The sequence below is a fragment of the Streptomyces sp. NPDC050997 genome (genome assembly GCF_040660135.1).
In the GTDB taxonomy this organism is placed as follows: Bacteria; Actinomycetota; Actinomycetes; order Streptomycetales; family Streptomycetaceae; genus Streptomyces.
The window spans coordinates 305184-318979 of record NZ_JBFAGK010000004.1 but is presented as its reverse complement, the minus strand read 5'-3'; the positions used below and the strand labels follow the sequence as shown (position 1 = coordinate 318979).

11 protein-coding genes and 1 pseudogene are annotated in these 13796 nt (G+C 70.3%); 3 read left to right on the top strand and 9 right to left on the bottom strand.

All coding sequences use genetic code 11. The annotated features are described in order from the left end of the window. Window positions 1–5: 5 nt before the first annotated feature. The 5 genes and pseudogenes from AB0H86_RS11390 to AB0H86_RS11370 form a co-directional block, all read right to left on the bottom strand. Window positions 6–407: pseudogene (locus AB0H86_RS11390) on the bottom strand (adenylyltransferase/cytidyltransferase family protein); the annotation flags it as partial. 5 nt (window positions 408–412) lie between these two features. Beyond that, window positions 413–1957: a fibronectin type III domain-containing protein gene (locus AB0H86_RS11385; protein ID WP_362435913.1), complete on the bottom strand. Its 1545-nt coding sequence runs from the start codon at window positions 1955–1957 to the stop codon at window positions 413–415. A gap of 85 nt (window positions 1958–2042) precedes the next feature. Continuing rightward, window positions 2043–3584 (bottom strand): oligosaccharide flippase family protein, encoded by a 1542-nt coding sequence (locus AB0H86_RS11380; RefSeq protein ID WP_362435911.1) that lies wholly within the window; start codon window positions 3582–3584, stop codon window positions 2043–2045. After that, window positions 3581–5161 carry a hypothetical protein gene (locus tag AB0H86_RS11375; RefSeq protein WP_362435909.1) on the bottom strand — a complete coding sequence of 527 codons (1581 nt, stop codon included), beginning with the start codon at window positions 5159–5161 and terminating at the stop codon, window positions 3581–3583. The genes AB0H86_RS11380 and AB0H86_RS11375 overlap by 4 nt, the downstream gene beginning before the upstream one ends. Further along, window positions 5158–6642 carry a hypothetical protein gene (locus AB0H86_RS11370; RefSeq protein ID WP_362435907.1) on the bottom strand — a complete coding sequence of 495 codons (1485 nt, stop codon included), beginning with the start codon at window positions 6640–6642 and terminating at the stop codon, window positions 5158–5160. The genes AB0H86_RS11375 and AB0H86_RS11370 overlap by 4 nt, the downstream gene beginning before the upstream one ends. A 297-nt stretch (window positions 6643–6939) precedes the next feature. Here AB0H86_RS11370 and AB0H86_RS11365 point away from each other — a divergent pair, with 297 nt between their 5' ends. Further along, window positions 6940–7920 (top strand): NAD-dependent epimerase/dehydratase family protein, encoded by a 981-nt coding sequence (locus tag AB0H86_RS11365; RefSeq protein WP_362435905.1) that lies wholly within the window; start codon window positions 6940–6942, stop codon window positions 7918–7920. A gap of 32 nt (window positions 7921–7952) precedes the next feature. Next, window positions 7953–9152 (top strand): glycosyltransferase family 4 protein, encoded by a 1200-nt coding sequence (locus AB0H86_RS11360; protein WP_362435903.1) that lies wholly within the window; start codon window positions 7953–7955, stop codon window positions 9150–9152. Window positions 9153–9238: 86 nt separating this feature from the next. Here the strand turns inward: AB0H86_RS11360 and AB0H86_RS11355 are convergent, their stop codons facing one another. The 3 genes from AB0H86_RS11355 to AB0H86_RS11345 all read right to left on the bottom strand — a co-directional run bounded on the left by AB0H86_RS11355 (window position 9239) and on the right by AB0H86_RS11345 (window position 12636). Next, window positions 9239–10366 carry a glycosyltransferase gene (locus tag AB0H86_RS11355; protein ID WP_362435901.1) on the bottom strand — a complete coding sequence of 376 codons (1128 nt, stop codon included), beginning with the start codon at window positions 10364–10366 and terminating at the stop codon, window positions 9239–9241. After that, complete coding sequence (locus AB0H86_RS11350; RefSeq protein WP_362435899.1) at window positions 10363–11034, bottom strand: DapH/DapD/GlmU-related protein; 672 nt, start codon at window positions 11032–11034, stop codon at window positions 10363–10365. Before AB0H86_RS11350 ends, AB0H86_RS11355 begins: the two co-directional genes overlap by 4 nt. Before the next feature lie 174 nt (window positions 11035–11208). Next, on the bottom strand, window positions 11209–12636 hold the full coding sequence (locus AB0H86_RS11345; protein WP_362435897.1) for a sugar transferase: 1428 nt from the start codon (window positions 12634–12636) through the stop codon (window positions 11209–11211). A gap of 381 nt (window positions 12637–13017) precedes the next feature. On the opposite strand from AB0H86_RS11345, the gene AB0H86_RS11340 reads away from it, so the two are divergent. After that, window positions 13018–13233: a dodecin gene (locus AB0H86_RS11340; protein WP_362435895.1), complete on the top strand. Its 216-nt coding sequence runs from the start codon at window positions 13018–13020 to the stop codon at window positions 13231–13233. A 25-nt stretch (window positions 13234–13258) separates the two neighbouring features. On the opposite strand, the gene AB0H86_RS11335 is transcribed toward AB0H86_RS11340, so the two are convergent. Next, window positions 13259–13750, bottom strand: coding sequence for a hypothetical protein (locus AB0H86_RS11335; protein WP_362435893.1), 492 nt, complete (start codon window positions 13748–13750; stop codon window positions 13259–13261). Window positions 13751–13796: the final 46 nt, after the last annotated feature.

Genomic DNA, 13796 nt, shown 5'->3' with positions numbered 1-13796 from the left:
GCGGACAGCATTTTCAGGGCACCACTCAGCAGGGTGCTGGAGGTGTGTGTGGTGTACGGGAAATAGACGACTTCGACGCCCACTTTCGCGAAACGGCGCTCGAACTCTTCCCACTTGGGCGTTCCCCGCCAGTCGTCGCCCTTGAAGATGACGTGGAATCCGACCCGTCTCCAGGTGTTCAGCTTGTCGACCTCCGACTCCACGACGGCCTCGTCGACGTAGCGCACACTGCGGACGATGTCGAGGCGTTCGGCGAGCGGGATGACCGGCACCTTGCCCTTCAGGCGCACGGTCAGGTCGTCGGTGGTCACCCCCGCGACGAGCCGGTCGCAGTTCTGGCGGGCCTCGCGCAGGATGTTGAGGTGTCCGATGTGGAACAGATCGTAGACACCGGGCGCGAATCCGATCCGGGTCACTGCGAGCCACCGGCCATGCGCGGCTCGGCCTTCGACGGCGCGGTCACGGTCAGGGCGGCGGACTTGGGCGAGGTGTTCGTCCCGTCCGTCACCTCGATCGCGTACCGGTGGCGTGCGCCGGCACTCACGGAGTCCGTGTAGCTCATCTGCGGACGGTCCCAGTACGTGGAGGACTTCGTCTGGCGTGCCACGAGCTTCCCGTCCCGGTAGATCTTGTACGTCAGCGACGCGTCGTCCCGGTCCCACGAGGCGCGCCAGGCGATGGTGACCTTGCCGGACGAGGTGGCTGCCAGCGAGAGGGCGGGAACCTTCGGCGCTCCGGTGTCCTGGCTTCCGAAGCGGGTGAGGCTCTGCTGCGGCTTCCCGTTGACCTGGGTGAACTCACCACCCACCCACAGGCGGCCCCCCGCGACCGTCAGGGCGCGCGGCCCCACGTGCTCGCCCAGTCCGTCGTTGGTGTCGGGGAACCAGTGCAGGATCCTGCGGTCCGTCAGCGACTGGGCCAGCAGGTGCTGCCGGTCTCCGCGATCGGGGAACCCTCCGGGTGTCTCGGCGCAGTCGTGCGCGTGTGAGGCGCTGTAGAGGACGCCCTGGTAGGGCACGAGGGCCTGGGTGGCGCCGCGGCAGGTGTCCTTCCACACCATGGTGCCGTTGGTGAGACGGCCGGCGATACGGCCGTCGAAGATGCCCGGCCCGTGGCCCTCGGCGCCCACGTAGAAACGGGTGGTGTCACGCGCGATCGCCTTCACCGACGACAGGGGCGGGAACCAGCCCGGATAGGAGAGCAGTGTCGAGCCGCTGGCGGCGTTGAGGGTGACCAACGAGCGGGCGTTGTTCCCGTTGACCGACTCGAAGTCGCCGCCGACGAAGACCCTGCCGTGCGAGGACGCGGCCGACAGGGCCCGCACCGGGTGGTCGAGATCCGCCTTGAACGGCAGCAGGGAGCCCTTGGGGGCGAAGGCGGCGAGGCGGTTCCTGACCTGACCGCCCGCGCGGACGAAGTCGCCTCCCAGGTACACCGCGCCGTCCGTCGCGTCGATGGCCCGGACAGTGGAGGCGACAGAGGGGCGGAAGTCCTTGCTCAGTGAGCAGTCGGCGGTCTTGATGCCGACCGCGTTGGCCACACGGGTGGATCCGACGGTGTTGAAGGATCCGCCCACGTAGAGCGTTCGGCCGTCGGGCGAGGCCTTCATGGCCCGCACGGTGTGGTCCAGGCCGGTGAACGACGGAGCACAGGGCAGCAGTTTGCCGGTCGCGGCGTCGAACGCGGCGAAGTTGCGGCGTTTCGCCTGCTGCTGGCCGGGGGCGGCACCCGGCGGACGGACGGAGCTGAAGGTTCCTCCGACGTAGACGACGCCGTTCGCCGAAGCCAACGACCAGACGATGCCGTCCGTCTGCCAGGTACTCAGCGGATCGGCGGCGAGTGGGCCGGAGCCGTCGGCGGCCGCGGCGAGAGAGGCGTCGAGCAGGGCTGCGGTGCACACGAGGGTGGTGACGGCTGCCCTGGTGACCGACTTCGTACGGAGCTTTTTCAGACGCAATGGATACCCCGGATGGCAGTGATGTGAGTGGAACGGCGGGAGAGACGCCGGCTGAGTGGGCCCGGACGGTCGACCGTGTCTGGGCTCATGCGGCGCGGCGGCGCAGCACTCCGACCAGCTCGCTCACTCTCAGCGACGTCCGATATCGCCACAAACTAATAGCAAATACACACATTCCCAAAGCCATTCCCACGGCGAGTCCTGATGGGGTGTCGCCTTCCAGCGCGCGGGCGGCCACCAGCACCACCGAGACGGCCAGCCCGAGGACGAGGGAGTTCACGTAACCGCCGTCCACGGACGTGAAGCCGAGACGCAACCTGATGAGCGCGGCCGCCGCGAGGTTCTCCACGACGATGGCCGCACCCCAGGACACGGCGGCGCCGAGGACACCCCAGGCCGGTACGGCGAAGACACCGACGGTCAGCTGGACCGTGCACGCGGCGGCGGTGACGGCCAGATGCCAGGAGCTCTTGCCGGCCATGAGGAGCACGGTCTGGGCGTTGCCGACCGCGACATTGACGATCGAGGCGGCGCACAACACCGCCAGGGCGGGCGCACCGTGGACGAACTCCGGTCCGAAGACCGACAGCACGGTCCGGGGGAACCCCGCGACGAGGAGGAACAGGGGCCAGGAGAAGAGCACGATCCAGCAGGTCGAGACGCGGTGCAGTTCGTGCGCCTCGCGGACCTTGTCGACCGCGAGCAGACGACTGATCTCCGGTGCGACGGCGAGCCGGACGGCGAGCTGGACGAGGGTGCCCGCGGTGACGACGCGGCCGATGGCGGTGTACACCCCCGCCTCGTCGGCCGTGGCCAGGACCGACAGCAGGATGACGCCGATCCACACCGCGCTGATGTCGAAGACGGAGGAGACCGCGCGGGGTGCGGAGAAGCCCCAGAAGGTCCGCCAGGGCAGGGACCCGTTCCCCGTGGGGTACGTCGTGCCGTGGCCGGCGCGGCAGCGGCGCAGGGCGAGCCAGGCGGCCACGGACCCGGCCAGTGCGGGCAGCAGCCAGGCCGAGGCCAGGGACAGCAGTCCGGGCGCGTAGCAGGCCACGGGGACGGCGATCAGCACACGCAGCAGCGGTTTGCCGATCTGCTCCACACCCACGAACGGCACCACCGTGCCGTAGCCCCGGGCCGCGCCGAGCAGGACCGCGCCCACGGTCGCGGCGGGCAGGAAGAGTCCGAAGAGCCGGACCAGGGCGACGGCGTCCGCGGGCGGCAGTTGGGGCAGGAGCGTGGTGGCCACCGAGGGGAACATGACCAGCGGCACGGCGGCCGCGGTGGCCACGACGGCCGCCGGCAGCACGGCCATGCGAAGCAGCGCTCCCACCGAACGGCCGTCGTCCACGGCGAGGTCGCGCGGGACGAAGCGGACAAGCCCGGTGTCGGCACCGAGCTTGCAGGCGTTGCTGAGAATGGTGAACAGGGCGACGCCCGTGAAGATCGCTCCCGCGCCGCTCGCTCCGACGGCACGAGTGATCAGGCCGACGAGAAGAAACGAGAAGACGGCGTTCGTGACGGAACCCGCCATCCCCCACCATCCGCCCCGGGCGGCCACGGCCACCGCGCTCGGGGCGGTGGCCCCGGCGCGGCGGCGAGCGGTCGCTTCGGGGGCGGTCATCGACGGGAGGCCGCGAGCAGGTCGTCCTGCAGGGGAAGATCCATGGACGACGCGCCGATGGGCGACGGACGATGGTGCTTCGGGCGCCGGAACAGGGCGCGCAGACGACGGCGCGGGCGCCCGGCGTCGAGCACGGCCCCGAGGAGACGTCCGCCGGCGCAGCCGATCAGTTCCTGCACCTGCCTGAGGTCGTCCCGCCGGGTGCCGTTGAGGCCGACGACCACGAGGATGCCGTCGACGCGCTGAGCGACCCCCAGAACGTCGGCGTGCGAGAGGAAGGGCCCCGAGACGACGACGGTGGACGAATCGGCTCGGGACACCGTCCCGTCGGCCTCGGAGGCGGTCGCCCGGGTGAACGGCCCGGTGCCGCCGCCCGAGGTGAAGGCGAACCGACCGGCGAGGGCGGCGTCGACGAAGACGCCGCCCTCGGTGGGGTACCCCTCGTCCGTGGCGGAGGCTTCGTACGGCATCAGCGGCAGCCGGGCGGCAAGGCCGGAGGTGTCGGGAGCGGCGTCCACCAGCCGCACCTCGCCCCCCTCCTCGGCGAGGGCCGCGGCCAGGTTGGCGGCGACCTCCTCGGCGGCGCGGGCCCGTCGCGGGGCCACGACGAGTACCTGACCGGGGCCGGAGGCGCTGCCGACCTGCCGCACCCGGAAGGCCAGGGCCCGGTACGCCTCCGTACGAGGACTGTCCGTGTGACCGACCGTCAGCAGCGCGGGGTCGCCCCCGTCGTCGGAGGGCAGGATGCCGAGCACCGGCGCACGCAGGGATGCCCGTACCTCGCCGACCGACCGGACCCGGGTGTCCAGCGCGGAGCGCACCCAGGCCAGCACGATGCCGAGGAGGAGACCGCACGCCAGCCCGAGGACGAGCAAGGTGCGCAGGCCCGGCCCCACCGGCAGGGCGGGGGCTTGAGCCGCGCGGACGACGTCACCACCGTCGGTGTCGCGGGACCGGATGTCGAGGACACGCTTCTGCAGGTTGTACAGCTGGTTCTGCGCTGCGGGCTTCGCGGTCGCACGCTCCAGTTGGTCCTTGGCCAGCCGCTGGTTCAGCACGGCGATCTGCTGCTCCAGGGCGTGGGTGGCCCGCTGCACGGTGGAACTGTTACGGATCTTGCGGTCGGCGAGGTAGGCCTGGGCGAAGGCGTTGGCGCCACGCGCCGCGCGCTGGGGCGCGTTGGCGGTGAACTCGAAGCGGAGTACCTGGGACTTCTGCGGAATGGAGACCCGTACCCGGGCCCCGAGCGTGCCGGCCTGGTGGTCGGGCCGGCCCAGGATGCGCGCCGCCTGGTGGGCGACGGCCGCGCTGGCGGCGATCCGCTGCTCCGTGCTCATGCTGACCTGGTTGTCGGCGGAGACTCCGACCGCCCCGAAGGGATCGGTGGTGGAGCGCACGAGGACTTCACTGGTGGCGATGTAGGTGTGGGCTCGCTGCACAGACAGTGCCAGCCCGCCGAGCAGTCCCAGGAGGATGCCCAGCGTGATGAGGACACGGTGGCGCAGGAGTCGGCGCAGTTGGTCGCGTAGCTGGTCCGGCTCGTCGTACCGGTCGTCGAATGGAGTGGGGCCGGTCACGGGTGCCCTCCTGTTCCGGAGATCGATGCATGACGGATGGGTCCGGTCGGCACCGCCGATGAGGGGAACCGGGATGCCCTGCCGGTAGGGGTACTGATGAGCAGCGGGATGGTCATCAGCAGCGTCAGCGGGCCCGCGATACCGAGCAGGCTGCCGCGCAGGAAGACCATCTGGTAGAAGGCGAAGGCCGGTACCAACAGCGCCGCCAGGGTGCCTCGCCGGTCCCGGAGCCGGTGGTGTACGTCGTCCATACGCCGTCCGGCCGCGCCGAACAGGCAGAACACGACGGCCACCGCCCAGGGGCCGGCCCACAGGTAACTCTCGATCCACAGGGGTGCGGAAAGGTTGACGAAGTCGTACCCCGCGTACTCGGCGAGGGTGATGCCGGTGTCATCCGGCTTCCCCGGCCACATCGAGCGCGGCACCATGAACAGCGGGGGGCCGAGCGCGTCCTGGGGGGAGAATCCGTTTTCCCGCGCGTAGTCGAGGCCGGTCTGCACCTGCTGGAACGCGTCGTAGTCCCCGTTGTCGGTGAACTGCTCGGCGAGCGAGACGACCCTGACGTCCTCCCGGTCGCTGTAGCGGAAGTAGTCGCTGTACGGGAAGACGAGCAGGAGCGCCGCGATGAGAGCGGCCCCCGCGACCCGGAAGACACGGGGCCGGCACAGGCGGGGCATGGTGAACAGCATGGTCAGCAGGACCGTGCCGACCCAGAACCGCGGCTTGCTGATCGGGTTGTTGACGACGGCGTTCAGTGCGAGGAGCACCGGCAGCAGCAGCCAGCGGACACCGCGCAGCCACCGGTCACCGCCGGGCAGGCGTGGTACGCGCAGCAGGCCCAGCAGCGCCCAGAACGCGGGTACGGACAGCGACCAGCTGAGCAACACCTGCAGGAAGGCCTCCTGCCCGTGGTCCGTGACGCCGACCTCGGTGATGGCCTGGCGACTGGTGAAGTACGCGCCCAGTCGGCCGGGTTGGTCCGAGATCAACACAAACGCGAACCCGAGGGCGCCCGCGCAGAGTGCCAGCAGGCGCCAGGGCGCGAGACGGCGGGCGAGCAGTCGTTCCACGAGTCCCGGCGCGGTGAGGGTCACCCGGCTGCGCCCCCGACGGGCGGCGAGGGCCGCTCCGGCGCTGTAGGCGACGAGCCCGAGTTCGATGACTGCCACCGCCTCGAAGGTCGTCACCTCGCCGGTCCGGTAGGGCCATGGGTACGTGTCGGTCGCGAGCATCGCCAGGGGCGCCAGGCCGAGCCAGATGTAGGCGAAGACCCAGAAGCCGAAGGCGACGAACCGCACCGTGGTCGCGGAGAGCACCCGGGCGAGCGCGCCACCGGTGTGCGCCATGACGACACCTTGCAGAGCGAGGGCGGCCGACACGTGCACGCCGTGCGACTGGAGGATCAGCCCCGGTAGCAAGACGGTCAGCACCACGGCCCAGATGGAGACCGCAGCCACACTGCGGACGCGCGCGTCCTGCATCCCGACCTCTCTGCCGAACGAGTTTTCAGGCTGAAACTTCACTGAAGGATATATAGCGCCTTTAATTCGCAAATCATCCCAGGCGCGCATGAATCATCGACTCGAACACGGTCATACCCGGACAGAGTCATCGGGTGATCTTGGATATTGAGCGGCGTGCCTTTTACCCCAAATCATGACAAATCTGCATAGCTTATCGCACAGGTCTCCGCGCTGCCCGGTGCTGGAACGGCGTCACAAGCAGCGGTGGACCGGCTGACCGCACATCAGATCTCCGGATTCCCAGAGGAGTTGCGCATGAGCAAGCAGGTCGATGTCGTCGTCGCCGGAGGCGGGGGATTCATCGGTGGTCACCTCGTGGGCGACCTACTTGCCCAGGGACTGACCGTCCGCTGCATCGACATCAAGCCCCGGCACGAGTGGTACCAGGTCCACAACGACGCCGAGAACCTGATCGCCGACCTCTCGCTCCCGGACCGTGCTCGCGCCGGAGTCCGGGGCGCCCGGCAGGTGTACATGCTGGCCGCCGACATGGGGGGCATGGGCTTCATCGAGAACAACAAGGCCGCGTGCATGATGTCGGTGCTGACCAGCACCCACATGCTCAAGGAAGCGCACGAGGCCGGTGTGGAGCGCTACTTCTACTCCTCCTCAGCCTGCGTGTACGCCGCCGGCAAGCAGACCGACGCGAACGCCACCGCCCTCAAGGAGGAGGACGCCTATCCGGCGCAGCCGGAGGACGGCTACGGCTGGGAGAAGCTCTTCTCCGAGCGCATGTGCCGCCACTACGCCGAGGACTACGGGTTCGTCACCCGCGTCGCCCGGTACCACAACGTGTACGGCCCGCACGGCACATGGACCGGGGGCCGGGAGAAGGCTCCGGCCGCGGTGTGCCGGAAGGTGGCCGAGGCGGTCTTCTCGGGTGAGCACCGGATCGAGATCTGGGGCGACGGGGAGCAGAGCCGCTCCTTCATGTACATCGACGACTGCCTCCACGGCAGCCAGATGATCATGGCCGGGGGCAGTGACGTACCGGTCAACCTCGGATCGTCGGAGCTGGTGACCATCAACCAACTCGTCGACATCGTCGAGCAGATCGCGGGCATCCGCTGCGAGCGCAGCTACCGGCTCGACGCCCCGCAGGGGGTGCGCGGACGCAACTCGGACAACACCCTGATCCGCGAGATCCACGGCTGGGTCCCGTCGATCGCCCTGGCCGACGGTCTGGAGAGGACCTACGCCTGGGTCTACGACCAGGTCAAGCGCTCCCACCAGTGACACCCGACCGAGTATCAGGACACCGAGAACCGATGAGGATCCTCGTCCACGACTACAGCGGCCACCCGTTCCAAGCGCAACTGAGCCGGGAACTGGCGCGACGTGGCCACGATGTCGTCCACTCGACCTGTACGGCCTACGTCTCCGGCAAGGGCAACCTTGCCGGAGAGGTCCCCGGCCTCCGTTTCGTCACCATCGGGGACAGCACCGCACTGCGGAAGGAGGCCTACTTCCACCGGCTCCGCCAGGAGACGCTGCTGGGCCTGGAACTCGCCCGACAGGTACGGCGCGAGAGACCCGATGTGGCGCTGCTGTCCAACCTGCCGATTCCGGTACTGGTCGTGGCGGCGGCCGTGCTGAGGCGGCTGCGCATCCCGTGGGTGCTGTGGCACCAGGACGTGACCGCCGTCGCGCTGAAGAGCTTCGCCGCCGCCGACGTCGCGAAGTCGATGGGCGTCGCCGCCAGGGTCTTCGGGGCGGGCGAGAAGTGGTCGGCACGCCGGGCCTCGGCCATCGTGGTGATCGCCGAGTCCTTCGTACGGATCCACCGGCAGTGGGGCACCTCCCGCAAGGTCACCGTCATTCCCAACTGGGCGCCGCTGGACGAGATCGTCCCGGTGGCCCGGACCAACGCCTGGTCGGCCGAGCAGGGCCTGAGCGGCGTGCGGACCCTGTTGTACTCCGGCACCCTGGGCCTGAAGCACAACCCGGTGCTGCTGGTGCGGTTGGCCGAGCGGTTGCGTGACCGCGGCACTCCGGTACGTCTCGTCGTCGTCAACGACGGCCCCGCCGTGCCCGTCCTCAGGGAGGCCGCGGCCGCCCGCGGCGTCGACCTGACCCTGCTGCCCTTCCAGCCCTACGAGCGACTGCCCGAGGTGCTGGGCGCGGGCGATCTCCTCGTCGTTCTTCTGGCGGCGGACGCCGGGGAGTTCTCGGTCCCGTCCAAGACGCTGTCCTACCTGTGCGCCGGGCGCCCCGTGCTCGGGCTGATGCCCGCCGACAACCTGGCCTCGCAGCTGCTCCATCAGGCGGGGTCGGCGGTCTTCCCACCGGAGGAGTCCTCACTGGACGACGCCTCCGCCTGGGTCCAGGAGATCCTTTCCGACCCGGTGCGCGCCGAGTCGCTGGGCAAGGAGAGCCGTGCCCTGGCCGAGCGGGAGTTCGCTCTGGCGGACTGCGCCTCCCGTTTCGAGGACATCCTGCGGGCGGTGAGCCGGGCCACCGCGCGCTGAGGGAGCGTGTCCGCTGAAGACGCCGGCCACCTCGTGCTCGCCGTTGGTCCGGCGGGTCCGAGGTGGCCGGCGTCTTCAGCGCCCTGTCACCGGTGTCCCGGTCGGTCCCGGTAGATGTCCTCCAGCTGATCCACGACCGCACGGATGGAGAAGACCTCGTCGATCGCGCGGCGGCCGGCCTCGGCGAGTCGGAGGCGCGACGCCTCGTCGCCGAGCAGTGCGGCCACCGCGTCGGCCATGGCCTGCGGGCTGCCGTCGGTGACCAGTGCGGCTTGTCTGCGCGCCAGTTCGGCGGCGATGCCGCTGCTGTCCGTGCAGACGACCGGCGTTCCCTCGGCCAGTGCTTCCAGGACCGTCATCGGGAACGGCTCGTGCACGCTCGGCAGGACGTACACGGCGGCTCTCCGGTAGGCCTCCAGCGCCGCGGAGTGCTCCAGCGCGCCGCCGTAGGAGACCACGTCGGTCAGCCCGCGGTCCGCGACGAGCCGGTTCACCGCCGGGAGGGACCCCTCGTCCGCTCCGTAGAGCGTGAACCGTGCCTCGGGGATCTCCTTGTGGACCAGGGCCGCCATCTCGACGAACGCCTCGGGGCGTTTGCGCGGGTGCAGCCGGGCGAGGAAGATCACCTCGCGGTCGTCCCTCGGCCGCGTGCCCGGCCCGTCGCCGGCCGTGCGCAGGCCGTTGGGCAGTGACACCAGCGGTGGCCCGTCCGGGCCCAGCACTGCGGTCAGTGCCCGCCGCTCCCGCTCGGTGAGTACGAGGCAGCAGCGTGCGCGGCGCAGCAGGGGCACGTACAGACGGTCGAAGACACGCGCGACGACGCCGGTGCGGGGCTCGACCATGCCGTGTGTCTGGGTGACGAAGTCCTTGCGTCGCAACCTGGCGACGGCGAGCGCGGCGAGCGAGACGAGGTCCCGGCCCGCATGGACCTGCACGGCGTCGGCGCGCCCCATGGCCCGCCACAGGTCACGCAAGAGCAGGGGATGCATGAGTCCGAGGCATCCCCGGCCCGGGACGAAGCGCCGCGCCGGACGGGAGACGAACCTGACGGCGCCGATGCGTTGTGAAGCCCGTGTCCGGCCCCGCCACAGCGACACCAGTGTCACGTCGTGACCGCGTTCGGCGCACTCCTCCAGCTGGGCGACGGCCACGCTCGTCGGGCCGCCGAAGGCCCCGTCGTCGCTGACCAGCGTGACCACATGGACCAGTCTCATGCCATGCCCCCCTTCGCGGCGGCGGGCGGAACCGTCGCCGACGTACCGCGCACGGTCAGGACCGAGTCGGGTGCGAGGTCCTGGTGGGCGACGGCGCCGGCGCCCACCACCGCGCCCCGGCCGACGGTGACGCCGCGCAGCACGACCGCACGGGCCGCGACCCAGCTGCCCGGCTCCAGCCGGATGGGGCCGTTGTCGAACTCGAACGTGGGGGACCGACGAAGATGGCTGCCGGTGCACAGCAGCGCGCTCTGGGAGACGCAGCAGTCGCTGCCGATCGTGACGGGTTCGAGGTTGAGGATCCAGGCGTCCTCGCCGACCCACACGTCGTCGCCGATGTCGAGCTTCCACGGCCAGTGGATCCGCACCCCCCGCCGGATCAGCACCCGCTGTCCGATGCGGGCGCCGAAGGCACGCAGCAGGACCGGCCGCAGGCGGGCCGGGAACCACCACTTGACGAAGAACAGATGGAGGGCGGCGAACCAGGCCGCCTGTACCAGCAGCGGTCGTCCCTTGTCGTATCCGGCACCGGTGAAGCCCCGCAGGGTTCGCGCCACGACGGGTCGGCGTGTCGTCGCCCCCGCGGCGTCACTCGGGTGCGGGGCGACTGAGGGCTGTGCCACTGCGGGCTGTTCGGCTGTGGTCTGTGCGGCTGTGGTCTGTGCCATGACGGTGTCCCTTCCCGGGGCCCAAGACGTCCACGTCCGGGATCCTTCACGTCCCCGGGGACGGATCACCCGCGATCCCTGCGTGTTGGCGGCAGACCTGCCCGGATGGAGGATCTGCACCGCGGGGCGTGCCGTCCGGTCGACGGCACGCCCCGCGCATCCACCTCTCCGTACTCAGTAGGCTCCTTGGCCGTCCACCACCGCGCGTACGGTGCGGGCCATCACGTTCATGTCTCCGGCCAGCGACCAGTTGTCGACGTAGCGCAGATCGAGCGCGACGGTTTCGCGCCAGGACAGATCCGACCGTCCGCTCACCTGCCACAACCCGGTCAGGCCCGGTTTGACGCTGAGCCGGCGCATCTCGATCCCGTTGTACTTGACGACCTCCTCGGGCACCGGGGGGCGTGGACCGACCAGGGACATGTGGCCGAACAGGATGTTGAACAGCTGGGGCAGTTCGTCCAGCGAGAAGCGGCGCAGGACGCGCCCCACGGGGGTGACCCGAGGGTCCTGGCGCATCTTGAACATGTGCCCGTCGTTCTCGTTCTCCGCCTCCAGCCCGCTCTTGAGCCGGTCCGCGTCGACCACCATCGTGCGGAACTTCCACATGGCGAACGGCGTCATGTTCCACCCGACCCGGGTCTGGCGGTAGAGAGCGGGGCCCGGTGAGCCCAACCGGACCGCCAGCGCCAACGCGAGGAGCAGCGGCGAGAGCAGGACGATCAACGCCAGGGCGCACACCCGGTCCACCACGGACTTCGCCAGCGTGTGCACGCCGCGCTGCAGCGGCGGTGCGATGTGCAGCAGGGTGAGGCCGGCCGCCGAGCTCAGCCGCACCCGTCGACGTGCCACGTCGACGATGCCGGGCAGCACCATGAGCGAGCGGCCCCTGTCGTGCAGCATCCAGGACAGCCGGCGCACCCGTTCGCCGGACAGGTACCGGCCCGGTGCCACGAAGACCAGGTCGGCCGCGAGTTCGTCGGCCGCCCCGAGTACGGCCGTGGCGTCCGCCTCGGGCGTCTCGGGCTCCTCGCAGGGCAGGCGTACGCAGACCGGAACCCCGGAGCGCAGGTCGCCCTCGCCCACCGGGCAGGATCCGACGATCACGTACTCGTGGTCGGTGCGCTGGGCGAGTTGCTCGACCACCGCGTCGACCGTCGGGGGCTCACCGACGACCAGCACGTGGCGCAGCGCGCGGGCCTGTCGGCGGGCTGCCAGCAGATGACGGTGAATCACCTTCTGGCAGACGCCCGTGAGGACCAGCGCGGGGATCAGTGCCGTGAACGCCTCGGCGGGCACGCTGTCCAGTCCGCAGACCACACGGAGCGTCGCGAGGGCACCGACCAGAACCAGCCAGTCCCGTACGACGGCCCGGAGGCCGCCTCTGTCACCCCAGGCCACGGACGTGTACCGCTTGCTCACCACGCCGATCAGCGGCCACAGCAGGGCCGCGGCGGCCGCCAGGCGCAGCGGGTGGGGTTCGTGGACCTCCACGATCGCCGCCGAGACCGGCAGGGCCGCGGCAAGCAGGTCCACACACACCGAGAAGGGGCAATACCAGCGTGCCCGGGTTTCCGCACGGTAGATGGGGCGGTGCGCCATGGAAGCTGGCGCCTGCCGGCTCATCGGGATCTTGAACCGCCGCATGGTCTCCTCTCAACCCCCAATCACAGATCACGGGCGCGGCCGCGTGGACCACCGTCGCACGCAGTCACGCCCTTCGACCTGATTCTTATATCATCAGATGGGTACCAATATCGTACTTTTACGCCTCGCGGTGAGTGGTTGATTCCAAGCGAGGTGTGGTTGGTCCCCATCGCCGCAGGACGGGAGCTCCCGCGGGCGCATGTCCCCGGACACGGCAACAGAATCCGACGCCTCGCGATCCGCCACGGCTTGGGGCACGGTGGAGTGACGCGCCCGGGCCCGCCCAGACGCGCCCGACACAGGTGACACAAGCGTCACCGTGGAGAGGAGCCCCGCATGTCGAACCACACGTATCGGGTCACGGAGATCGTCGGTACCTCGCCCGAGGGCGTCGACCAGGCCGTCCGCAACGGCATCGCTCGTGCCTCACAGACCCTCCACAACCTCGACTGGTTCGAGATCACCCAGGTACGGGGCCAGATCGAGGACGGGCAGGTGGCGCACTGGCAGGTCGGCCTGAAGGTCGGTTTCCGGTTGGACGAGACGGGCTGACGCCCCCCCGCGTCCGAGCGGCGCCTCAGGTCCGCCCCTCCCGCTCCTGCGCCACCTTGAGCTCTGCGGACGGGGCGGTCCAGCGTGCCCGTACGACCCTGAAGCCCGCCCGTTCGGCGTCCTCGCACACCAACTCGTCGTCGTCCACGAGCACCCGGACATCCCGGGTGCCGGCGAGCCGGCGGAGGGTCTCCAGCTTGGTGCGCCGGGCGGGCCTGCGGTCGTTGTCGCGCCGCATGTACACGCGCCCTTCGGGCAGGCCCTGTGCGGCGAGCCAGTCGAGCGTGTCGCGCCGACAGCGCTCGGGCCGCCCGGTGAGGTAGACGACCTCGCACTCCCGAGCGCTCTCCAGGGCCAGCGCGACGCCCTCGGCGAGCGGCGGATCCTGCGGCGCGGCGGCGAAGAAGCCGTCCCAGTCGCGCGGCTTGCGCTCCAGGAACCGCTGCCGGTGCGCCGTGTCGGCGAGGGTGTTGTCCAGGTCGAACACGGCGAGCGGGAGGCTGCTGCTGTCGGTCACGCCTTCCACCCTAGACACCCGGCGACCTGCATGCCCCGGCGGCCAC

Excerpts from the sequence above, each read along its gene's own strand:
- AB0H86_RS11380 (WP_362435911.1), bottom strand. The coding sequence starts at position 3,584 with ATGACCGCCCCCGAAGCGACCGCTCGCCGCCGCGCCGGGGCCACCGCC.
- AB0H86_RS11370 (WP_362435907.1), bottom strand. The coding sequence starts at position 6,642 with ATGCAGGACGCGCGCGTCCGCAGTGTGGCTGCGGTCTCCATCTGGGCC.
- AB0H86_RS11365 (WP_362435905.1), top strand. The coding sequence starts at position 6,940 with ATGAGCAAGCAGGTCGATGTCGTCGTCGCCGGAGGCGGGGGATTCATC.
- AB0H86_RS11360 (WP_362435903.1), top strand. The coding sequence starts at position 7,953 with ATGAGGATCCTCGTCCACGACTACAGCGGCCACCCGTTCCAAGCGCAA.
- AB0H86_RS11355 (WP_362435901.1), bottom strand. The coding sequence starts at position 10,366 with ATGAGACTGGTCCATGTGGTCACGCTGGTCAGCGACGACGGGGCCTTC.
- AB0H86_RS11350 (WP_362435899.1), bottom strand. The coding sequence starts at position 11,034 with ATGGCACAGACCACAGCCGCACAGACCACAGCCGAACAGCCCGCAGTG.
- AB0H86_RS11345 (WP_362435897.1), bottom strand. The coding sequence starts at position 12,636 with ATGGCGCACCGCCCCATCTACCGTGCGGAAACCCGGGCACGCTGGTAT.
- AB0H86_RS11340 (WP_362435895.1), top strand. The coding sequence starts at position 13,018 with ATGTCGAACCACACGTATCGGGTCACGGAGATCGTCGGTACCTCGCCC.